Genomic DNA, 20424 nt, shown 5'->3' on the forward strand with positions numbered 1-20424 from the left:
TGCCATCACGCCCGCCATTATCGAACAAACGGCAAGGGGCGGGACAGGATCAGCGGCGTCGCGACCCCAGCAGAGAGCCGAGCACGCCACGCACCAATTCGCGCGCGACCGAGCGCATCGCGGTTTTCGCCATGGTCTGCACCACGCCGTCCCGGCGGCCGCCGCGCGGGCCGGTGGAGCCGAACAGAACGTCGTTCAATCCGTCCATCACCCCGCCGCCCTTGCTTTCCGTGCCGGGAGCGCCTGGCGTGCCGGCCGGCCGGGCGGGCGCATCCGCCGGACCGGCGGGCCCGGCCGCGCGGCGGCCCAGGACCTCATAAGCCGAGTCCCTGTCCACCGCCTGCTCGTACTTGCCTTTCACCGGCGATCCCGCGCGCAAGGCCTCGCGCTCCGCGGCGGTGGCGGGCCCGATGCGGCTGGCGGGCGGCGCGATCCAGGCGCGCTGCGTGACGCCAGGGCGTCCTTTTTCGTCCAGCAGCGACACCAGGGCCTCGCCTACGGCCAGCTCGGTGATGGCCTGCTCCAGATCGAGTTGCGGATTCGGCCGCATGGTCTGCGCCGCCGTGCGCACCGCTTTCTGGTCCCGCGGCGTGAACGCGCGCAGCGCGTGCTGGATGCGGTTGCCCAGCTGTCCCAGCACGGTTTCCGGAATATCCAGCGGGTTCTGCGTCACGAAGTACACCCCGACGCCCTTGGACCGGACCAGGCGGACGACCTGCTCGACCCGGTCCAGCAGCGCCTTGGGCGCGTCCTCGAACAGCAGGTGCGCCTCGTCGAAGAAAAACACCAGGCGCGGCTTTTCCGGATCGCCGAGTTCGGGCAGTTTTTCATAGAGCTCGGCCAGCAGCCAGAGCAGGAAAACGGCGTAGAGGCGAGGCGCCTGCATCAGCTTGTCCGCCGCGAGGATGCTGACCACGCCGCGGCCTTCGCCGTCCACGCGCATGAGGTCGGCGATGTCCAGCATCGGTTCGCCGAAGAAATCGTCGGCGCCCTGCGACTCCAGCCGCAGCAATCCGCGCTGGATGGCGCCCACGGTCGCGGCCGACACGTTGCCGTAGCGCGTCTTGAGTTCGGCGGCGCGGTCGGCGACGTCCTGCAGCATCGCCCGCAGGTCCTTCAGGTCCAGCAGCAGCAGGCCTTCGTCGTCGGCGACCTTGAAGACCATGGACAACACGCCTTCCTGCGTGTCGTTGAGTTCCAGCATGCGCGACAGCAGAAGCGGGCCCAGGTCCGACACGGTGGCGCGCACCGGGTGGCCCTGCTGGCCGAAAACGTCCCAGAGGATGGCCGGCGTCGCGCCCCAGGCGGGCTCGTCCAGGCCCAGCGTGTCCAGCCGCTGGCGCAGCTTGGGACTGGGGACGCCGGCTTGCGAGATGCCGGTCAGGTCGCCTTTGACATCGGCCAGGAAGACCGGTGTACCGATGCGCGAGAACTGCTCGGCCAGCACCTGCAGCGTGACGGTCTTGCCGGTGCCGGTGGCGCCGGTGATGCAGCCGTGCCGATTGGCCATGCCGGGCAGCAGGCCCAGGTCCTGGCCGTCGTGCCGTGCAACCCGCAGGACGGGTGGCGATGGAGCGGTGTCTGGCATGGCGGTCTCCCGTTGAATTTGGCGCGGCCGGGGCGCGGGCCGCCCGGGCATTCTCCGCCCCACCGTGCAAGCACGCAACATGTCGGCCGCACCGCGCGGGGACGGCACGGTAAAATGGCCGTCTTTGCCTCAACCTTATTCGGAAAGCCATGGCCGGACACAGTAAATGGGCCAATATCCAGCACCGCAAGGGGCGCCAAGACGCCAAGCGCGGCAAGCTGTGGACCAAGATCATCCGTGAGATCACCGTTGCCGCGCGGGCGGGGGGTGCCGATCCGGAAAGCAACCCGCGCCTGCGGCTGGCCTGGGACAAGGCCACCGACGCCAACATGCCCAAGGACAACATCCAGCGCGCGATCCAGCGCGGCGCAGGCGGCGCGGATGGCGACAACTATGAAGAAGTCCGCTACGAAGGCTACGGCGTGGGCGGCGCGGCGGTGATCGTCGACTGCATGACGGACAACCGGACCCGTACGGTGGCCGAAGTGCGCCATGCATTCGCCAAGAACGGCGGGAACCTGGGCCAGGAAGGTTCCGTCGCCTTCATGTTCAAGCACTGCGGCCAGTTCATCTTCGCGCCCGGCACGCCGGAAGACAAGGTCATGGAAACCGCGTTGGAAGCCGGCGCCGAAGACGTGATGACCGACGCTGAAGGCGTGATCGAAGTCGTCTGCGCGCCCGCCGACTATGCCGCGGTGCGGCAGGCCTTCGAAGCGGCCGGCATGAAGGCGGAAATGGACGGCGTCATCATGAAGGCGTTGAATGAAACCGAGCTCACCGGCGAGGACGCGGTCAAGATGCAGAAGCTGCTCGACGCCCTCGAAGGACTGGACGACGTGCAAGAGGTCTACACCACGGCCGTCCTCGATGAAACCGGCGCCTGATCCTTACAGGGCCCGCCCCGCGCGGGTCCGACCCTGCCGGCCGCCGTCCTGGCAGCTCGCCGCGCGCGGGCCGTCCGCCGGCCCATCGTTTTCCTATCTATCCCATCCATTATGAAACTCCTGGTTATCGGTTCGGGCGGCCGCGAACATGCCCTCGCCTGGCGGCTGGCGCAGTCGCCGCGCGTGCACAAAGTATTCGTGGCACCCGGCAACGGCGGCACACAGCACGGCAGCCTGCAGAATGTCGCGCTGACCAATGCCGACGAACTGGCGGACTTCGTCCAGCGCGAAGGCGTCGCGCTCACCGTGGTGGGCCCGGAAGCGCCCCTGGCCGCGGGCGTGGTCGACGTATTCCGCGCCCGGGGCCTGAAGATCTTCGGCCCGACCAAGGCGGCGGCGCAACTGGAAAGCTCGAAGGATTACGCCAAGGCCTTCATGGTGCGGCACAACATCCCCACCGCGCGCTACCAGACCTTCACCGACCCGGCGCTCGCGCATGCGTATATCGACCAGGAAGGCGCGCCCATCGTCATCAAGGCCGACGGCCTGGCGGCCGGCAAGGGCGTGGTCGTCGCCACCACTGTCGACGAGGCGCATGCCGCGGTGGACGCCATGCTGGGCGACGGTTCGCTGGGCGCGGCGGGCGCGCGCGTCGTGATCGAGGAATGCCTGCAGGGCGAGGAAGCCAGCTTCATCGTGATGGTGGACGGCCGCAACGTGCTGGCGCTGGCGACCAGCCAGGACCATAAGCGGCTGCAGGATGGCGACCAGGGTCCCAACACCGGCGGCATGGGCGCCTACTCGCCGGCGCCGGTCGTCACGCCGGAAATGCACCATCGCATCATGCGCGAAGTCATCCTGCCGTCGGTGCAGGGCATGGCGCGCGACGGGCTGCCCTATACCGGCTTCCTGTATGCGGGCCTGATGATTGCGCCCGGCGACGATCCGGACCGGCCCATCAAGGTCCTGGAATACAACTGCCGCATGGGCGATCCGGAAACGCAGCCGATCATGATGCGGATCAAAAGCGACTTCGTCGATGTCGTGGAACATGCGATTGCCGGAACGCTGAACCAGGCGGACATCGTCTGGGACCGGCGCACCGCCCTGGGCGTGGTGCTGGCGGCGCACAATTACCCCGGTACACCTCGCATTGGGGATGTGATCTCCGGCTTGCCGGAGGACGCCGCCGACTGCATGGTTTTCCATGCCGCCACGCGCCTGGACGGCGATCAGATCAAGACCACAGGCGGTCGCGTCCTGTGCGTGACGGCCCTCGGGGATTCCGTGCGCATGGCGCGCGAGCGCGCATACGAAACCGTGGAGCGGATCGCGTTCGACGGCCGCCAGTACCGTACCGACATCGGCTGGCGCGCCCTCAAGCGCGTACCGCCCAAACCCAAGGCAACTACCTGATGAACGCCGAACCCGCCTCCCTGCCCTTCGAGTCCGCCGTCGAATCCGCGCGCGACTATTTCGCCAACCTGCAGGCGCGCATCGTCGCGAGCCTGGAACAGGTGGATGGCACGGCATTCCGCACGGATACGTGGGAACGGCCGGAAGGCGGCGGCGGCGTTTCGCGCATGCTGGAAGGCGGCCAGGTGTTCGAGCGCGCCGCGGTGCTGTTCAGCCACGTCATGGGCAGCAACCTGCCGCCTTCGGCCAGCGCGCGACGGCCCGACCTGGCGGGACGGCCCTGGCAGGCCATGGGCGTGTCCCTGGTGCTGCATCCGCGCAATCCCTACGTGCCGACCGTGCACATGAATGTGCGCCTGTTCGTCGCGCCCGCGCGCCATAGCGGCGAAAGCTCGGCCTACTGGTTCGGCGGCGGCATGGATCTGACGCCCTACTACGCCTTCGAAGACGACGCACGCCACTTCCACCGCACCTGCCGGGATGCGCTTGCCGCGCATGGCGACGAGTACTACCCGCGTTTCAAGCAGTGGTGCGACGAGTACTTCTACCTGAAGCATCGCGGCGAAACCCGGGGCATCGGCGGCATATTCTTCGATGACCTGGCCGAACCCGGTTTCGACGCCTGCTTCGCGCTGGTGCGCGACGTCGGCGATGCTTTCCTGCATGCCTACATTCCCATCGTGGAGCTGCGCAAGGACGAGCCGTATGGCGAACGGGAGCGTTCCTTCCAGGCCTATCGGCGCGGACGCTACGTCGAATTCAATCTGGTGTACGACCGTGGCACGCTGTTCGGCCTGCAATCCGGCGGCCGCACCGAATCCATCCTGCTGTCCATGCCGCCGGTCGCGAACTGGCGTTATGACTGGAAGCCCGAGCCCGGCACGCCGGAGGCCGCGCTGGCGGGATTTCTCGTGGCCCGGGACTGGCTTTGAATCGCATCGGCCTGCTCGGCGGGAGCTTCGATCCGATCCATATCGCCCATATCGCGCTGGCGCGCGCCGCGTTGCGCGAACTTCACCTGTCGCAGGTCCAGCTGATCCCTGCCGCCGCGCCGTGGCAACGGCAACCGTTGCAGGCGACCGCCGAGCAGCGCTGCGAAATGGTTCGCCTGGCGATCGCCAGCGAGCCGGGCATCGTGCTCAACACGATGGAAATCGACCGCGGCGGCCCGACCTATACCGTGGACACCGTCGGCGCCCTGCCGCCCGGGCCGCGCTACGTCTGGTTATTGGGATCGGATCAGCTGGCCAATTTCTGCACCTGGCGCGATTGGCGCACCATCGTCGAGCGGGTGGACCTGGCCGTGGCCGTGCGTCCCGGCGCCCCAATGGATCCCCCGGCGGACCTGCGGCAGCACCTGGCCGCCCTGGGCCGGCAGGTGGAAACCCTGCCGTTCGCGGAAATGCCTGTCTCCGCATCCGCCATCCGCGAGCGCCTGGCACGCGGGTTGCCGGTCAATGACCTGTTGCCGGAGCCGGTTTGGCGCTATATCGGCGCCCATCAGCTCTACCGTGACTAGGCGTGGCTGCTTTCCAACGATGTGTAGGCACTGGCACGCCTAAACCCACGACCGGGGGTTATAGTTGCGACCATGGAAATACAGAAATTACAGCGCGCCGTGATTGACGCCCTCGAAGACGTCAAGGCGCAAGATATCAAGATCTTCAACGTCACCCACCTGACCAGCCTGTTCGACCGCGTCGTCATTGCCAGCGCAACGTCGAACCGGCAAACCCGTGCCTTGGCGTCCAGCGTCGCCAATCGTGGCCGCGCCCTGAAATTGTCCGTCACCGTGGAAGGCGAAGACACCGGCGAATGGGTCATCGTGGACTTGGGCGATATCGTCGTCCACGTCATGCAGCCCGCCATCCGCGAGTACTACAACCTGGAAGAAATCTGGGGCGGCAAGCCGGTGCGCGTCAAGCTGTTGCCGGAATCCTCGCGCACGGTCATGTCCGGCGCGACGTACGACGAAGACGATATTTGAGCGCGAATCCAGCACGCGATGAATCCGCTGCCACGGTCCGGATCCTGAAACCGTGAAGCTGATCGTCATCGCGGTCGGGAACCGGATGCCGGCGTGGGTGGAAACGGCGTGGGACGACTATGCGCGCCGCCTGCCGCCCGACTGCGCGCTCGAACTGCGCGAGGTCAAGCCCGAGCCGCGCACCAGCGGCAAGACGCCCGCGCAGATGATGGCCGCGGAAGCCAAACGCATCGAAGCCGCCGTCCCCCCGGGTGCCCTGCGCATCGCACTGGACGAGCGAGGACGCGACCTGACCACGGCGGCCTTGGCCAAGAGCCTGGAGCAATGGCGCGGACAGGGGCGCGACGTCGCCTTCCTGGTCGGTGGCCCCGACGGGATGGATGCGACGCTGAAATCCTCCTGCGACGGACTGATCCGCCTGTCATCCCTGACCCTGCCCCACCCCATGGTGCGCGTGCTGCTGGCCGAACAGCTTTATCGGGCCTGGGCGATCCTGTCGAATCACCCGTATCATCGGGCCTGAGCGCCGTCGCCCAGTCGGCTTATTGCACGCCTGATTTGAACGCCTGATTTGAACGCCATGCCGTCCGATTCCCATCCCGCATCCCCATCCGATCCGCGCCTGTATCTTGCGTCGGCCAGCCCGCGCCGCCGCGAATTGCTCAACCAGATGGGCCTGGCGCATCGGGTCCTCGAGGTACCGGCGCCGCCGGGTGAAGACGAACCCCGGCACGCGGGCGAACCGGCCGCGGATTATGTCCGCCGGACCGCGCGCGAAAAAGCCGTGCGTGGCGAGCGCTATCGCCAAGAGCAAGGCCTGCCGCCCCGGCCGCTGCTGGCCGCCGATACCACCGTCATCCTGAATGGCGACGTGCTGGGCAAACCGCTGGGCCGCGACGACGCCATCCGCATGCTCGCGCGCCTGTCGGGCGCCTGCCATGAAGTCCATACCGCCGTCGCCCTGATCGCGCATGACCGGCTGCATGAGAAAGTCTCGGTCACGACCGTGCGCATGCGGGCGCTGGACGCCGATGAGATCGCGCGTTATTGCGATAGCGGCGAACCCTACGGCAAGGCCGGCGCGTATGGAATACAGGGGCTGGCGGCCGCCTTCATCGAACGTATCGAAGGCAGCTATACCGGGGTGATGGGACTGCCTCTGTTCGAAACCGCGGCGCTGCTGCGGCGGGCCGACATCATCCTGCCCTGATAAGCAAAATGCCTCGACGCGTTTCGGCATCGAGGCATCCGGACCGCGATTTCGAAATCGTCAGCGGCCTACGGCGGCGGGTTCCGATATCTGTGTGGACGCCGGCGCGGGACGCCCGTTCAGCGCGGCGTCCAGGGCGTCCTTGTCCAATTGCCCTTCCCAACGGGCCACCACCACCGATGCCGTGGCGTTGCCGACCAGGTTGGTCAGCGCCCGGCATTCGGACATGAAGCGGTCCACGCCCAGGATCAACGCCATGCCGGCGACCGGCAGGCTGGGCACGACAGACAATGTGGCGGCCAGCGTGATGAAACCGGAGCCCGTGACCCCGGCCGCGCCCTTGGAGCTGAGCATGGCGACCAGCAGCAGCAGGATCTGGTCGCCCAGCGACAGATGGATGTCGCAAGCCTGGGCGATGAACAGCGCCGCCATCGTCATGTAGATGTTGGTGCCGTCCAGGTTGAACGAATAGCCGGTGGGCACCACCAGGCCCACGACGGACTTCGAGCAACCGGCGCGTTCCATCTTCTGCATCAGGCTGGGCAGCGCGGCTTCGGAAGAACTGGTACCCAACACCAGCAGCAACTCTTCGCGGATGTAGCGCACCAGCTTGATGATGGAAAAGCCGTTGTAGCGCGCCACCGCGCCGAGCACGATCAACACGAACAGGATGGCCGTGCCGTAGAACGTGCCGACCAGCGCGGCCAGGTTGATCACCGACTTGATGCCGTACTTGCCGATGGTGAACGCCATCGCGCCGAAGGCGCCGATGGGCGCCGCGCGCATCAGGATGGCCACCATCTTGAAGATGGGATGCGCCAGCGCGTTCAGCAGATTCAGGATCGGCTTGCCGCGTTCGCCGACCAGGGCCAGCGCCACGCCGAACAACACCGAGACGAACAGCACCTGCAGGATATCGCCCGTGACGAACGGTCCGGCCAGCGAACTGGGGATGACGTTCATCAGGAACCCGGTGACGGTCGTGTCGTGGGCCTTGGTGACGTAATCGGCGACGGCCTTGTTGTCCAGTGTGCGCGGATCCACATGCATGCCCGCGCCCGGCTGCACCAGGTGACTGACCAGGATGCCGACGATCAGCGCGATGGTGGAGAACACCAGGAAGTAGATGAAGGCCTTGCCCGCGACGCGGCCCACACGCTTGAGGTCGTTCATGCCGGCGATGCCGGTACTGACGGTCAGGAAGATCACCGGCGCGATGATCAGTTTCACCAGCTTGATGAAACCGTCTCCCAGCGGCCGCATGGCTTCCGCGGTGTCAGGCTTGTAGTACCCGAGAAGGATGCCGATGACGATGGCGACCAATACCTGCACATAGAGAATCTGATAGAACTTCTGCTTCCGCGGTACCGCGGTTTGATCTATTTCGATCATTGCTCATCCACTTATTTTCTGTCGTATGGCGTCGTGCTGACCGCGAGCGCGTGCTCGTTGCGCGCCTGCGCGGATTATCGCACTTCATGCGCCGGCCCGGCGGCGCCCGGCGTGGAAATGTGAATTCCAAAAGCAAAACCCCGCTGCAGCGTGCAGCGGGGTTTTGGGGATAAGAGCCTGACGATGACCTACTTTCACAGACGTCCGTCCACTATCATCGGCGCGAAGGCGTTTCACTGTCCTGTTCGGGATGGGAAGGAGTGGGACCACCTTGCTATGGTCGTCAGGCGTAAAGGGTTGCGCGGCGCGTGCGCTCGTGTGGGAGCGTTCGCGTCACGCCAATCTGGGAGAAGCACGCCTGGCGCGCTGTTGGCGCGGGCCAGGTCGAGGGTATTGGGGGGTGCTGCGTGGTACTGCTTGGTGTTGAATTCGGGTTGGGATTGCGGGCACATTCGCAAGCATCATGGCTTTATGCAAGCCGCTTGCTTTGGATGGTGCTGTCAACCATCAGGGTTATAGGATCAAGCCGCACGGGCAATTAGTATCGGTTAGCTTAACGCATTACTGCGCTTCCACACCCGACCTATCAACGTCCTGGTCTTGAACGACCCTTCAGGGGGCTCGAGGCCCCGGGATACCTAATCTTCAGACGAGTTTCCCGCTTAGATGCCTTCAGCGGTTATCTCTTCCGTACATAGCTACCCGGCAATGCCATTGGCATGACAACCGGTACACCAGAGGTACGTCCACTCCGGTCCTCTCGTACTAGGAGCAGGCTCCGTCAAGTATCCAACGCCCACGGCAGATAGGGACCAAACTGTCTCACGACGTTTTAAACCCAGCTCACGTACCTCTTTAAATGGCGAACAGCCATACCCTTGGGACCGGCTACAGCCCCAGGATGAGATGAGCCGACATCGAGGTGCCAAACACCGCCGTCGATATGAACTCTTGGGCGGTATCAGCCTGTTATCCCCAGAGTACCTTTTATCCGTTGAGCGATGGCCCTTCCATTCAGAACCACCGGATCACTATGTCCTGCTTTCGCACCTGTTCGACTTGTCAGTCTCACAGTCAAGCACGCTTATGCCATTGCACTATCAGCACGATTTCCGACCGTACCTAGCGTACCTTCGAACTCCTCCGTTACGCTTTGGGAGGAGACCGCCCCAGTCAAACTGCCCACCATGCACTGTCCCCAACCCGGATAACGGGCCAAGGTTAGAACCGCAAACAGACCAGGGTGGTATTTCAAGGTCGGCTCCACCGAATCTGGCGACTCGGTTTCCGCGCCTCCCACCTATCCTACACAGGCCGGTTCACAGTCCAATGCAAAGCTACAGTAAAGGTTCATGGGGTCTTTCCGTCTAGCCGCGGGTAGATTGCATCATCACAAACACTTCAACTTCGCTGAGTCTCGGGAGGAGACAGTGTGGCCATCGTTACGCCATTCGTGCAGGTCGGAACTTACCCGACAAGGAATTTCGCTACCTTAGGACCGTTATAGTTACGGCCGCCGTTTACCGGGGCTTCGATCAAGAGCTTGCACCCCATCACTTAACCTTCCGGCACCGGGCAGGCGTCACACCCTATACGTCGACTTTCGTCTTTGCAGAGTGCTGTGTTTTTAATAAACAGTCGCAGCCACCGATTCTCTGCGACCCCATCATGCTCAGCGCGCAGGCGCCTCACACTACCGGGGCATACCTTCTCCCGAAGTTACGGTATCAATTTGCCGAGTTCCTTCTCCCGAGTTCTCTCAAGCGCCTTGGAATATTCATCCCGTCCACCTGTGTCGGTTTGCGGTACGGTCTCGTACAGCTGAAGCTTAGAGGCTTTTCTTGGAACCACTTCCAATCACTTCGCGAGACATGCTCGCTCGTGCCACACCCTTGAGTCACGCGCCCGGATTTGCCTAAGCGCCCTCTCTAATGCAGCAACAGGGACATCCAACACCCTGATGATCTTCCGCAATCCGTCCCCCCATCGCACTGTACGATGGTGCTGGAATATTAACCAGCTTCCCATCAGCTACGCATCTCTGCCTCGCCTTAGGGGCCGACTCACCCTGCGCCGATGAACGTTGCGCAGGAAACCTTGGACTTACGGCGAGGGGGCTTTTCACCCCCTTTATCGCTACTCATGTCAGCATTCGCACTTCTGATACCTCCAGCAACCCTTACGAGTCACCTTCACAGGCTTACAGAACGCTCTCCTACCGCGTACACCCTAAAGTGCACACCCGCAGCTTCGGTTTATCGCTTAGCCCCGTTACATCTTCCGCGCAGGACGACTCGATCAGTGAGCTATTACGCTTTCTTTAAAGGATGGCTGCTTCTAAGCCAACCTCCTGACTGTCTAAGCCTTCCCACTTCGTTTCCCACTTAGCGATAATTCGGGACCTTAGCTGGCGGTCTGGGTTGTTTCCCTCTTGAGTCCGGACGTTAGCACCCGGTGCTCTGTCTCCCAAGCTGGACTTGCGGGTATTCGGAGTTTGCCATGGTTTGGTAAGTCGCCATGACCCCCTAGCCATAACAGTGCTCTACCCCCCGCAGTCATACTTGAGGCACTACCTAAATAGTTTTCGGAGAGAACCAGCTATTTCCAGATTTGTTTAGCCTTTCACCCCTATCCACAGCTCATCCCCTAGTTTTTCAACACTAGTGGGTTCGGTCCTCCAGCACGTGTTACCGTGCCTTCAACCTGGCCATGGATAGATCATCTGGTTTCGGGTCTACACCCAGCGACTAAAATCGCCCTATTCGGACTCGCTTTCGCTACGCCTTCCCTATCCGGTTAAGCTCGCCACTGAATGTAAGTCGCTGACCCATTATACAAAAGGTACGCCGTCACCCCACAAGGAGGCTCCGACTGTTTGTATGCATACGGTTTCAGGATCTATTTCACTCCCCTTCCGGGGTTCTTTTCGCCTTTCCCTCACGGTACTGGTTCACTATCGGTCGATCACGAGTATTTAGCCTTGGAGGATGGTCCCCCCATCTTCAAACAGGATTTCACGTGTCCCGCCCTACTTCTCTTACGCCTAGTTCCACGCATTGCATTTCGCCTACAGGGCTATCACCTGCTACGGCCGGGCTTTCCATCCCGTTCGACTATACAACGCGCTAAATCGTAAAGGCTCTTCCGATTTCGCTCGCCACTACTTTCGGAATCTCGGTTGATTTCTGTTCCTCGAGTTACTGAGATGTTTCAGTTCACCCGGTTCGCTTCCTGGAGCCTATGTATTCAGCCCAGGATACCGTCTCGCGACGGTGGGTTTCCCCATTCGGATATCTGCGGATCAATGCTTGTTTGCCAGCTCCCCGCAGCTTTTCGCAGGCTACAACGTCCTTCATCGCCTGTGATCGCCAAGGCATCCACCATATGCACTTAGTCGCTTGATCCTATAACGCTGATGGCTATAGAACTCTTCCAAGCAACCGTCTTGCTCTGACATGATACTTTGCGTTTGTGCCGTTCAAATTCACTTGAGTTTGAACTACTAATGCAATCACAACCCGTATTCAACGACGCATTTATCGCCATATCGATATCGCTATCAATACAGACAATAAACACACCGCCAATACTTCTCGTTGTGCTTCTTCCAGATTGTTAAAGAACGAATAAAACTGTCGAGTCAAAAACTCAACGATCAAGGCTCGTAAGCCATATCGAGGTATTTTTCGATATCGCTTCAAACACTGATCGTTGAACTCTTTCCGCGGACCCTTCGACGCTGCACCCGCCTCGTTTATCAAACAAGGCAATTGGTGGAGGTGAACGGGATCGAACCGATGACATCCTGCTTGCAAAGCAGGCGCTCTCCCAGCTGAGCTACACCCCCAGATAAAACCTTGGTGGGTCTGGTTGGATTCGAACCAACGACCCCCGCCTTATCAAGACGGTGCTCTAACCGACTGAGCTACAGACCCAATTCGCATCGGATCCGCTTTCGATCCAGTCTTAAACAACAACCGATAAGTGTGGCCGCTTGACAAACGCACGCGCTTGCTCTGAAAGGAGGTGATCCAGCCGCACCTTCCGATACGGCTACCTTGTTACGACTTCACCCCAGTCATGAATCCTACCGTGGTAATCGCCCTCCTTGCGGTTAGGCTAACTACTTCTGGTAAAACCCACTCCCATGGTGTGACGGGCGGTGTGTACAAGACCCGGGAACGTATTCACCGCGACATGCTGATCCGCGATTACTAGCGATTCCGACTTCACGCAGTCGAGTTGCAGACTGCGATCCGGACTACGATCGGGTTTCTGGGATTGGCTCCCCCTCGCGGGTTGGCGACCCTCTGTCCCGACCATTGTATGACGTGTGAAGCCCTACCCATAAGGGCCATGAGGACTTGACGTCATCCCCACCTTCCTCCGGTTTGTCACCGGCAGTCTCATTAGAGTGCCCTTTCGTAGCAACTAATGACAAGGGTTGCGCTCGTTGCGGGACTTAACCCAACATCTCACGACACGAGCTGACGACAGCCATGCAGCACCTGTGTTCCGGTTCTCTTGCGAGCACTCCCAAATCTCTTCGGGATTCCAGACATGTCAAGGGTAGGTAAGGTTTTTCGCGTTGCATCGAATTAATCCACATCATCCACCGCTTGTGCGGGTCCCCGTCAATTCCTTTGAGTTTTAATCTTGCGACCGTACTCCCCAGGCGGTCAACTTCACGCGTTAGCTGCGCTACCAAGGCCCGAAGGCCCCAACAGCTAGTTGACATCGTTTAGGGCGTGGACTACCAGGGTATCTAATCCTGTTTGCTCCCCACGCTTTCGTGCATGAGCGTCAGTGTTATCCCAGGGGGCTGCCTTCGCCATCGGTGTTCCTCCACATATCTACGCATTTCACTGCTACACGTGGAATTCCACCCCCCTCTGACACACTCTAGCCCGGTAGTTAAAAATGCAGTTCCAAGGTTAAGCCCTGGGATTTCACATCTTTCTTTCCGAACCGCCTGCGCACGCTTTACGCCCAGTAATTCCGATTAACGCTTGCACCCTACGTATTACCGCGGCTGCTGGCACGTAGTTAGCCGGTGCTTATTCTGCAGGTACCGTCAGTTACGCCAGGTATTAGCCGGCGCCGTTTCTTTCCTGCCAAAAGTGCTTTACAACCCGAAGGCCTTCATCGCACACGCGGGATGGCTGGATCAGGGTTGCCCCCATTGTCCAAAATTCCCCACTGCTGCCTCCCGTAGGAGTCTGGGCCGTGTCTCAGTCCCAGTGTGGCTGGTCGTCCTCTCAAACCAGCTACGGATCGTCGCCTTGGTGAGCCGTTACCCCACCAACTAGCTAATCCGATATCGGCCGCTCCAATAGTGCGAGGTCCGAAGATCCCCCGCTTTCCCCCGTAGGGCGTATGCGGTATTAGCTACGCTTTCGCGTAGTTATCCCCCGCTACTGGGCACGTTCCGATACATTACTCACCCGTTCGCCACTCGCCACCAGACCGAAGTCCGTGCTGCCGTTCGACTTGCATGTGTAAGGCATCCCGCCAGCGTTCAATCTGAGCCAGGATCAAACTCTTCAGTTCAATCTCTGTTTCGTACAACCCAAGGTCCATCGACCCGGGCTGTCTTTCGCTTAGCGCTCTCAAAGGAAGTGATAGAACCCAGACGATCTTGCGACCATCTGATTCCTGACACTTACTTCTGTGAGCACTTGATTTCTTCGGCCCCGGCCGCCGTGCGCTCGAACGTTACCGTCCAAACACCACTTCGGCTCGGGTGCGCCTACATCCATCAAGCGCCCACACTTATCGGTTGTTAGTTTTTAAAGAGCAGTCCTGCTTGCTGTCACCGCGGCGCTCGGCTGGTTTGCCTTGCGTCGCTGCTGTGTCAGCAGCAGAGAAACGAGATTATGAAGGCTTTTTTTGGGGCTGTCAAATCAGCGTCGCATTATCTTGCTTGGCTTCTCTGACCCGCGGCGCCAGCGCTACGCTCGCTCCGCAACTTCCTCTCGCCTTCGCTTCAGCAGCGAAGGGGCGCGACTATAGCACAGAGTTTTGCGGCGTGCCGGCGACGCGGGTAATCGCGCCTGACGCGCTGCTTTATGGATAGACTTCGGCTGATGTGCAGAAGTTGGCGCTACGGCGCCCTTCCCGCACCTTGCATTCAAACAGACGATAAAGCCAGCCATGCCCGCCACCCAACCTGACGTATACGAAGACATCCTCATCAACGTCACGCCCTTCGAGACCCGCGTGGCGGTGGTCGCGCAGGGCTCCGTGCAGGAACTGCACGTGGAGCGCAGCATCCAGCGGGGCCACGTCGGGAACATCTACCTGGGCCGCGTGGTGCGCGTGCTGCCCGGCATGCAGAGCGCCTTCGTGGATATCGGCCTGGAACGCGCGGCCTTCATCCACATCGCCGACCTGCGCGAGAACCGCGCCGAACGCAGCCAGGGCTTGACGCCCACGCCGATCGAGAAGCTGTTGTTCGAGGGCCAGACCCTGATGGTGCAGGTCATCAAGGATCCGCTGGGGACCAAGGGGGCGCGGCTGTCGACCCAGATCAGCATGGCCGGGCGCATGCTGGTCTATCTGCCGCACGATCCGCATATCGGCATTTCGCAGAAGATCGACTCGGAAAACGAACGGACGCAGTTGCGCGAACGCCTGAGCGCCCTGATGCCGGAAGACGAAAAAGGCGGCTTCATCGTCCGCACCCAGGCCGAGGGATCCACGGACGAGGAACTGCGCGCCGACCTGGACTACCTGCGCAAGCTGTGGAGCAGCGTGCAGGCGGCCGCCCGCAGCCATCCGGCGCCCACCGTGCTGCACCAGGACCTGACGCTGGCGCAGCGCGTGCTGCGCGACATGGTGGGACCCCACACGGGCACCATACGCGTGGATTCGCGCACCACTACCGCCGAATTGCTGGAATGGGCGCGCGTGTATACCCCTTCGGTGGTGGACCGCATCCATCACTACAGCGGCGAGCGCCCGCTGTTCGATACGGCCAACGTGGACGATGAAATCCAGCGGGCGCTGTCGCGCCGCGTGGACCTGAAGTCCGGCGGCTACCTGATCGTCGACCAGACGGAAGCCCTGACCACGGTGGACGTGAACACGGGCGGCTTCGTGGGCGGACGCAATTTCGACGACACCATCTTCAAGACCAACCTGGAAGCGGCGCAGGCCATCGCGCGGCAGCTGCGGCTGCGCAACCTGGGCGGCATCGTGATCCTGGACTTCATCGATATGGAAGACGCGGAGCATCGCGAAACGGTGCTGGCCGAGCTGCGCAAGGCCCTGGCGCGCGACCGCACGCGCATGACGGTCAACGGATTCACGCAGCTGGGCCTGGTGGAGATGACGCGCAAGCGCACGCGCGATTCGCTGGCGCACCAGTTGTGCGAATCATGCCCGACCTGCCAGTCGCGCGGACACGTGCGCACCGCGCGCACCATCTGCTACGAAATCCTGCGTGAAATCCTGCGCGAGGCGCGGCAATTCAATCCCAAGGAATTCCGTATCCTCGCTTCCCAGCAGGTGGTCGACCTGTTCCTGGAAGAAGAAAGCCAGCACCTGGCGATGCTGGGAGACTTCGTGGGCAAGACGGTGTCGCTGGAAGTCGAGGCGACCTATACGCAGGAACAGTACGACCTGATCCTGATCTGACGCCCTGCCGGGGCCGCGCTAGCCGGCGAAACCGCCCTGCTCCAGAAATGCCTGCTCCTGCGCCGTCGAGGCGCGGCCGAGCAGCGCGTTGCGATGGGGAAACCGGCCGAAGCGGGCGATGATGTCGCGATGCAGAATGGCGAAATCCCTGCTGCGGACATCCAGGCGCTGCGCCAGCTGCACCGAGAGCGCCTGGTCGTCCGGGTCTTCCGAATGCTCGAACGGAAGATAGAAGAAGACCAGCATCTCGGCTTCCACCTGCCTGTCCAGTCCCTGTTCCACCGCCTGCCTGGCGAAGAATCGCGCCAGGGGATCGGTGGCATACATATGCGCGGTGCCGCGGTAGGCGTTGCGGGGATACTGATCCAACAGGATCAGCAGGGCGAGCACCCCTGGCGCCGTGGCCGCCCAATGATCCAGCGCGCGGCGCGCGGCTGCCAGATGCAGCGCCGCGAATTGCCCGGAAAACGCGGCGTCGAACGAGGCGTCCTTGGCGAACCATTTGCGCGGGCCCGCATCCTTCCAGAATTCCAGGACCTTGGCGGCGTCGGCCGGCAGGTCCTGTTGCGTGTTCGACATGACGCTGGCTCCCCCACGTTGATGACGGCCAGATTATCGGCCAGATTATCGGCAATCCGGGGCGACGGCTTCAGCGGGCCGTCTGGCGGGCCGCGTCGATATGGGTGCGCCCTTCCAGCGAAATGCCGCCGCGCCCCGGCACCAGGGCCTGGACCACGATGCGCCATTCTCCCGTGATGACCAGGGGGACGTCGTCGACGACCCACATTCCGCGAGCGTCGCCGTCCGCGGGACGGGCCGGTCGAACGATGCCTTCGATGCCTATGCGCGGCATGGAGAAGGTGGTGGTCAATTCCCTGGGTTGCAGCGGGCTGCCGTCATTCGCCGTGATGGCGATGGTCACGCGCGCATGGCCGTTCGAACCCGGAACGACGTGGGCCTCTCCCGCGCCGCCGGCGCCCCGCAGCGCCACCGTATCGTGCCGGACCGGCATGGACAGGGCTTGCGGCTCGGCCAGCGGCGGGGCGAAGCGCCACAGCGTGACCGCGAACAGGATGGCGAGGGCCAGCGCGATTTCCCAGCGTATGTTGAGGACCAGGGCGCGCAAGGCGTCCAGATTCCCGCGCAAGGCCGCGGCGGTCCATCGCCATCGGTTGGCCGCGCCCAGGGCCAGCAGCGCCAGCACGAGCGCCAGCTTGGCCAGCAGCACCCTGCCGAAGTACGTGCGCCACAAATCCGCCGGTTCCCGCAATTGCCACCACGCCAGCACCAGGCCGGTGGCGACCAGCAGGACGACGATGGCCAGCGCCGCCCTGGAAAAGCGGCGCAGCGGCGTTTCGCCATACCCCGCCAGCAGCAGGATCGGCAGGCAGGCCAGCGCCCCGAGCCAGGTGGAAGCCGCAAGAATGTGAAGGAACACGGCGATGCGCGAGGCCATGCCGGACGTGGCCGTGGCCGCATGCCCGCTGGACGCCAGCGCCAGGCCCAGCAGGAGCATGGCCAGCGACGCCAGGCCGCGACGCCCGCGCGCCGAAGCCACGACACAAGCGAAAATCCCCGTCAGCACGGCGGCTTCCGCGATCAAGACCAGCCCGCCGTAGGATGTGCTCATGGCCGCGCTCCAGCAGGCGCGCGTGATCACGGCCGACCAGGGCGCCCCGAGCGCATCCAGGCCTTGCAGGCCCAGCGACACCGGCGCGGCGACGGCCGCCACCAGCAGCGCGGGCAGGTGCTTGCGGCAGCCGCCCGCTTCGTATTGCGCCGCCCAGGCATCGAAGGCCACGCCGCCGATGCCGAACATCAGGCCCGCCAACAGCGCGAGCGAGACCACGATGATGGCCGGATAGAGCAAGGGCGCGTGGTAAGGCGGCGCGGCGGCGCGGGCCTGGCGATCGGGCGTCCCCACGACGAAGTTCAGGGTGCCGCCCACCGGATGGCCGTCGGCGGAGGCGACGCGCCAGCTGAAAAGATAGCTGCCCGCCGGGGCTTGCGGGGGCACTCCCACCGACAGTGTCGTGTCGCGGATTTCGGCCTGGTCCAGTTGCACCGTCTGGCCGCCGGGGCCCAGCAGGGTGAGTACCAGCGGCGCGACCGGTTCGCTGAAGGTCAGGATGAGGTCGCGCGGCGGCGCGACGAGGACGGTGCCGTCCGCCGGCACGATTTCCATCAATTGCGCATGGGCGTGCGCCGTGGCGGACAGCACGGAAAGGCATGCGAGAAAAAAGGCCGCCGCGATTCGTCTCATGACGAGGATCCTGACTCGGTTGGGGCGGCAGTATCCGCTCAGCCCGCCGGTTGGGCAGGTGGCGAAACTGCGCGCGCCCGTCATTCTATCCATCAGGAGACAGGCTTGTCGCATTTAGTGACGAGCCTGGCGACATCCAACAATATCCGGCGCCGTTCGGCGCCGTCCGTTGCTATTCGGCGTCGCGGAACTGCATGCGGTAGAGCGAGGCGTACAGGCCGTTGGCCGCCAGCAGTTCTTCGTGACGGCCCTGCTCCATGACCTTGCCGGCGTCCAGGACCACGATGCGGTCGGCGTTCTGCACGGTGGAAAGCCGGTGGGCGATCACCAGGGTGGTGCGACCCTTCATCAGGCGCTCCAGCGAAGCCTGCACCTGGCGCTCGGATTCGTTATCCAGGGCGGAGGTGGCTTCGTCCAGGATCAGGATGGGCGCATTCTTGATCAGCGCCCGCGCGATGGCCAGCCGCTGGCGCTGGCCGCCGGACAGGCGCGCGGCGTTTTCGCCGACCGGGGTGTGGATGCCCTTGGGCAGGCCTTCGACGAAATCGCGCAGGTTGGCGGCTTCCAGGGCTTCCAGCACCTGCTGGTCGCTGGCCTGGCCCAGGGCGCCGTAGCCGACGTTGACCGCGATGGTGTCGTCGAACAGCACCACGTCCTGGCTGACCAGCGACAGATGCGAACGCAGGCTGCCGAAGCTCAGGTCCTGGATGTCGATGCCGTCGATGGATATCCGACCGGCGGTCGGATTGACGAACCGCGGCAACATGTTCACCAGCGTGGTCTTGCCGCTGCCGGATCGGCCCACCAGGGCCACCGTTTCGCCGGGATTCACGACGAACGAGACATCGCTGACCGTATCGCGGGCGGCGTCGGGGAACCGGTGGCACACGCCGCTGAATTCGACCTGGCCGCGGATCGGCTCGGGCAGCGTCCGGGTGCCGGTTTCTTGCTCGGGGACTTCGTCGATCAAGGTGAACACGCTTTCGGCGGAAACCAGCATGCGCTGCATGCGGCCGGCCAGATTGGTCAGCCGCTTGACCGGGTCGAACAGCTGCGCCAGCGAGGCCATGAAGGCGGCGAAGCTGCCGGCCGTCAGCGTGCCGGCATTGGCCTGGCCCAGCGCGACGGCAATGATCCCGGCGACGGACAAGGCGATGCAGACCTGGGTCAGGGGCGTCATCGCGGCGTCGGCGATGGCGCTGCGCATGGCGAAGCGGCGCAGGCGCGAATTGACGTAGCCGAAACGGCTGCGTTCGTATTCGTAGCCGTCGAACAGCTTGATGACACGCTGGCCGTCGATGCCTTCGCCCACCACGCGCGTGAGTTCGGCATTCATGTTGACCGTGTCACGGTTGATCTTGCGCAGGCGCCGGATGAAGACGCGGGCGATCAGCACGGAGACCGGCAGCATGACCAGGATGATCAGCGTCAGTAGCCAGGACATGTACAGCAGCACGCAGATGAGCGCCACCACGACCAGGCTTTCGCGCACCAGCACGGTGATGACGTCGGTGGCGTAGCCTGTGACGTTGCCGGCATCGATGGTGAACCGGTTCAGCAGGCGGCCGGTATCGCCCCGCTTGAACTGCTCGTCGGGCAGCCCGAGCAGCCGGTCGAACATTTCCTGGCGGATGCCGCGCAGCACGTTGTTGGCCACCCAGGCCAGCAGGTAGTCGCTGAAGAAATTGCAGATCCCGCGCAGGAGGATGAGGCCCACCACGGCCAGCGGGATGGCCCAGACATAATAGGGCTTGTCGCCGCTGAAGCCGTCGTCCAGCAGGGGCTTCATGATGACGGCCAGCGTCGGTTGGGTGCCGGCGGCGCCGGCCATCAGCAGGACCGCCAGGAACAGGGCCTTCCAGTGGGTGCCGACGCGCGAATAAATACGTTTCCAGAGCACGGCCTTGACCGGATGCGATCCGGACGGCCTGGTGCGATTGGCAGAATCCAAGAAATCTCTCGCTTTTATACAATCCGTGCAGGGCATTGTACCGTCGGCCGCATGACAGCCCGGGGCGGTTGCGGTGTTCTTCACATTGCTGATTA

Annotated in this window: 13 protein-coding genes, 2 tRNA genes and 3 rRNA genes; 8 read left to right on the top strand and 10 right to left on the bottom strand. The window is 63.1% G+C overall.

The window, feature by feature from the left end; translation table 11 throughout:
- Positions 1-49 precede the first annotated feature (49 nt).
- Positions 50-1588: a helicase HerA-like domain-containing protein gene (locus tag CAL26_RS17480; RefSeq protein ID WP_094848094.1), complete on the bottom strand. Its 1539-nt coding sequence runs from the start codon at positions 1586-1588 to the stop codon at positions 50-52.
- A 149-nt stretch (positions 1589-1737) separates the two neighbouring features.
- Between CAL26_RS17480 and CAL26_RS17485 the strand changes: the two genes are divergently transcribed.
- From CAL26_RS17485 to CAL26_RS17515, 7 genes are all read left to right on the top strand, one after another.
- Positions 1738-2472 (top strand): YebC/PmpR family DNA-binding transcriptional regulator, encoded by a 735-nt coding sequence (locus tag CAL26_RS17485; RefSeq protein WP_094848095.1) that lies wholly within the window; start codon positions 1738-1740, stop codon positions 2470-2472.
- A 111-nt stretch (positions 2473-2583) separates the two neighbouring features.
- A complete protein-coding gene (gene purD / locus CAL26_RS17490; RefSeq protein WP_094848096.1) occupies positions 2584-3888 on the top strand; it encodes a phosphoribosylamine--glycine ligase in 1305 nt (434 codons plus the stop codon).
- Entirely contained in the window at positions 3888-4820 is a 933-nt protein-coding gene (gene hemF, locus CAL26_RS17495) for an oxygen-dependent coproporphyrinogen oxidase (protein ID WP_094848097.1), read from the top strand. Before purD ends, hemF begins: the two co-directional genes overlap by 1 nt.
- Positions 4817-5407, top strand: coding sequence for a nicotinate (nicotinamide) nucleotide adenylyltransferase (nadD, locus tag CAL26_RS17500; protein WP_094848098.1), 591 nt, complete (start codon positions 4817-4819; stop codon positions 5405-5407). Before hemF ends, nadD begins: the two co-directional genes overlap by 4 nt.
- 72 nt (positions 5408-5479) lie before the next feature.
- Complete coding sequence (gene rsfS, locus CAL26_RS17505) at positions 5480-5875, top strand: ribosome silencing factor (protein WP_094848099.1); 396 nt, start codon at positions 5480-5482, stop codon at positions 5873-5875.
- A gap of 52 nt (positions 5876-5927) precedes the next feature.
- A complete protein-coding gene (rlmH, locus tag CAL26_RS17510; RefSeq protein ID WP_094848100.1) occupies positions 5928-6398 on the top strand; it encodes a 23S rRNA (pseudouridine(1915)-N(3))-methyltransferase RlmH in 471 nt (156 codons plus the stop codon).
- Positions 6399-6455: 57 nt separating this feature from the next.
- Complete coding sequence (locus CAL26_RS17515) at positions 6456-7085, top strand: Maf family protein (protein WP_094849937.1); 630 nt, start codon at positions 6456-6458, stop codon at positions 7083-7085.
- A gap of 60 nt (positions 7086-7145) precedes the next feature.
- Here the strand turns inward: CAL26_RS17515 and CAL26_RS17520 are convergent, their stop codons facing one another.
- The 6 genes from CAL26_RS17520 to CAL26_RS17545 all read right to left on the bottom strand — a co-directional run bounded on the left by CAL26_RS17520 (position 7146) and on the right by CAL26_RS17545 (position 14027).
- Positions 7146-8477 (bottom strand): dicarboxylate/amino acid:cation symporter, encoded by a 1332-nt coding sequence (locus CAL26_RS17520; RefSeq protein WP_094848101.1) that lies wholly within the window; start codon positions 8475-8477, stop codon positions 7146-7148.
- Positions 8478-8652: 175 nt separating this feature from the next.
- A 5S ribosomal RNA gene (gene rrf, locus CAL26_RS17525) occupies positions 8653-8765 on the bottom strand.
- Positions 8766-8994: 229 nt separating this feature from the next.
- Positions 8995-11881 (bottom strand): 23S ribosomal RNA (locus CAL26_RS17530).
- A 367-nt stretch (positions 11882-12248) separates the two neighbouring features.
- A tRNA-Ala gene (locus CAL26_RS17535) sits at positions 12249-12324 on the bottom strand.
- 11 nt (positions 12325-12335) lie between these two features.
- Positions 12336-12412 (bottom strand) — tRNA-Ile (locus CAL26_RS17540).
- Positions 12413-12496: 84 nt separating this feature from the next.
- A 16S ribosomal RNA gene (locus CAL26_RS17545) occupies positions 12497-14027 on the bottom strand.
- Together the 16S, 23S and 5S rRNA genes with 2 tRNA genes alongside form the textbook arrangement of a ribosomal RNA operon.
- Before the next feature lie 603 nt (positions 14028-14630).
- On the opposite strand from CAL26_RS17545, the gene rng reads away from it, so the two are divergent.
- The gene (rng, locus tag CAL26_RS17550) at positions 14631-16115 is read left to right on the top strand and encodes a ribonuclease G (RefSeq protein ID WP_094848102.1); all 1485 of its coding nucleotides are present in this window, start codon (positions 14631-14633) and stop codon (positions 16113-16115) included.
- Positions 16116-16133: 18 nt separating this feature from the next.
- Here rng and CAL26_RS17555 read toward each other — a convergent pair whose 3' ends face one another.
- From CAL26_RS17555 to msbA, 3 genes are all read right to left on the bottom strand, one after another.
- Positions 16134-16694 carry a DUF924 family protein gene (locus CAL26_RS17555; protein ID WP_094848103.1) on the bottom strand — a complete coding sequence of 187 codons (561 nt, stop codon included), beginning with the start codon at positions 16692-16694 and terminating at the stop codon, positions 16134-16136.
- Positions 16695-16764: 70 nt separating this feature from the next.
- Positions 16765-18378, bottom strand: a complete 1614-nt coding sequence (locus tag CAL26_RS17560; RefSeq protein WP_179283384.1) for a copper resistance CopC/CopD family protein — start codon at positions 18376-18378, stop codon at positions 16765-16767.
- Between the two features lie 172 nt (positions 18379-18550).
- Positions 18551-20365 (bottom strand): lipid A export permease/ATP-binding protein MsbA, encoded by a 1815-nt coding sequence (gene msbA / locus CAL26_RS17565; RefSeq protein ID WP_179283385.1) that lies wholly within the window; start codon positions 20363-20365, stop codon positions 18551-18553.
- Positions 20366-20424 lie beyond the last annotated feature (59 nt).

Origin of the sequence: Bordetella genomosp. 9, assembly GCF_002261425.1 — a bacterium.
GTDB lineage: Bacteria > Pseudomonadota > Gammaproteobacteria > Burkholderiales > Burkholderiaceae_B > Bordetella_C.

Coding starts and splice junctions, on each gene's coding strand:
- CAL26_RS17480 (WP_094848094.1), bottom strand. CDS start 1,588: ATGCCAGACACCGCTCCATCGCCACCCGTCCTGCGGGTTGCACGGCAC.
- CAL26_RS17485 (WP_094848095.1), top strand. CDS start 1,738: ATGGCCGGACACAGTAAATGGGCCAATATCCAGCACCGCAAGGGGCGC.
- purD (WP_094848096.1), top strand. CDS start 2,584: ATGAAACTCCTGGTTATCGGTTCGGGCGGCCGCGAACATGCCCTCGCC.
- hemF (WP_094848097.1), top strand. CDS start 3,888: ATGAACGCCGAACCCGCCTCCCTGCCCTTCGAGTCCGCCGTCGAATCC.
- rsfS (WP_094848099.1), top strand. CDS start 5,480: ATGGAAATACAGAAATTACAGCGCGCCGTGATTGACGCCCTCGAAGAC.
- CAL26_RS17515 (WP_094849937.1), top strand. CDS start 6,456: ATGCCGTCCGATTCCCATCCCGCATCCCCATCCGATCCGCGCCTGTAT.
- CAL26_RS17520 (WP_094848101.1), bottom strand. CDS start 8,477: ATGATCGAAATAGATCAAACCGCGGTACCGCGGAAGCAGAAGTTCTAT.
- rng (WP_094848102.1), top strand. CDS start 14,631: ATGCCCGCCACCCAACCTGACGTATACGAAGACATCCTCATCAACGTC.
- CAL26_RS17555 (WP_094848103.1), bottom strand. CDS start 16,694: ATGTCGAACACGCAACAGGACCTGCCGGCCGACGCCGCCAAGGTCCTG.
- CAL26_RS17560 (WP_179283384.1), bottom strand. CDS start 18,378: ATGAGACGAATCGCGGCGGCCTTTTTTCTCGCATGCCTTTCCGTGCTG.
- msbA (WP_179283385.1), bottom strand. CDS start 20,365: ATGCCCTGCACGGATTGTATAAAAGCGAGAGATTTCTTGGATTCTGCC.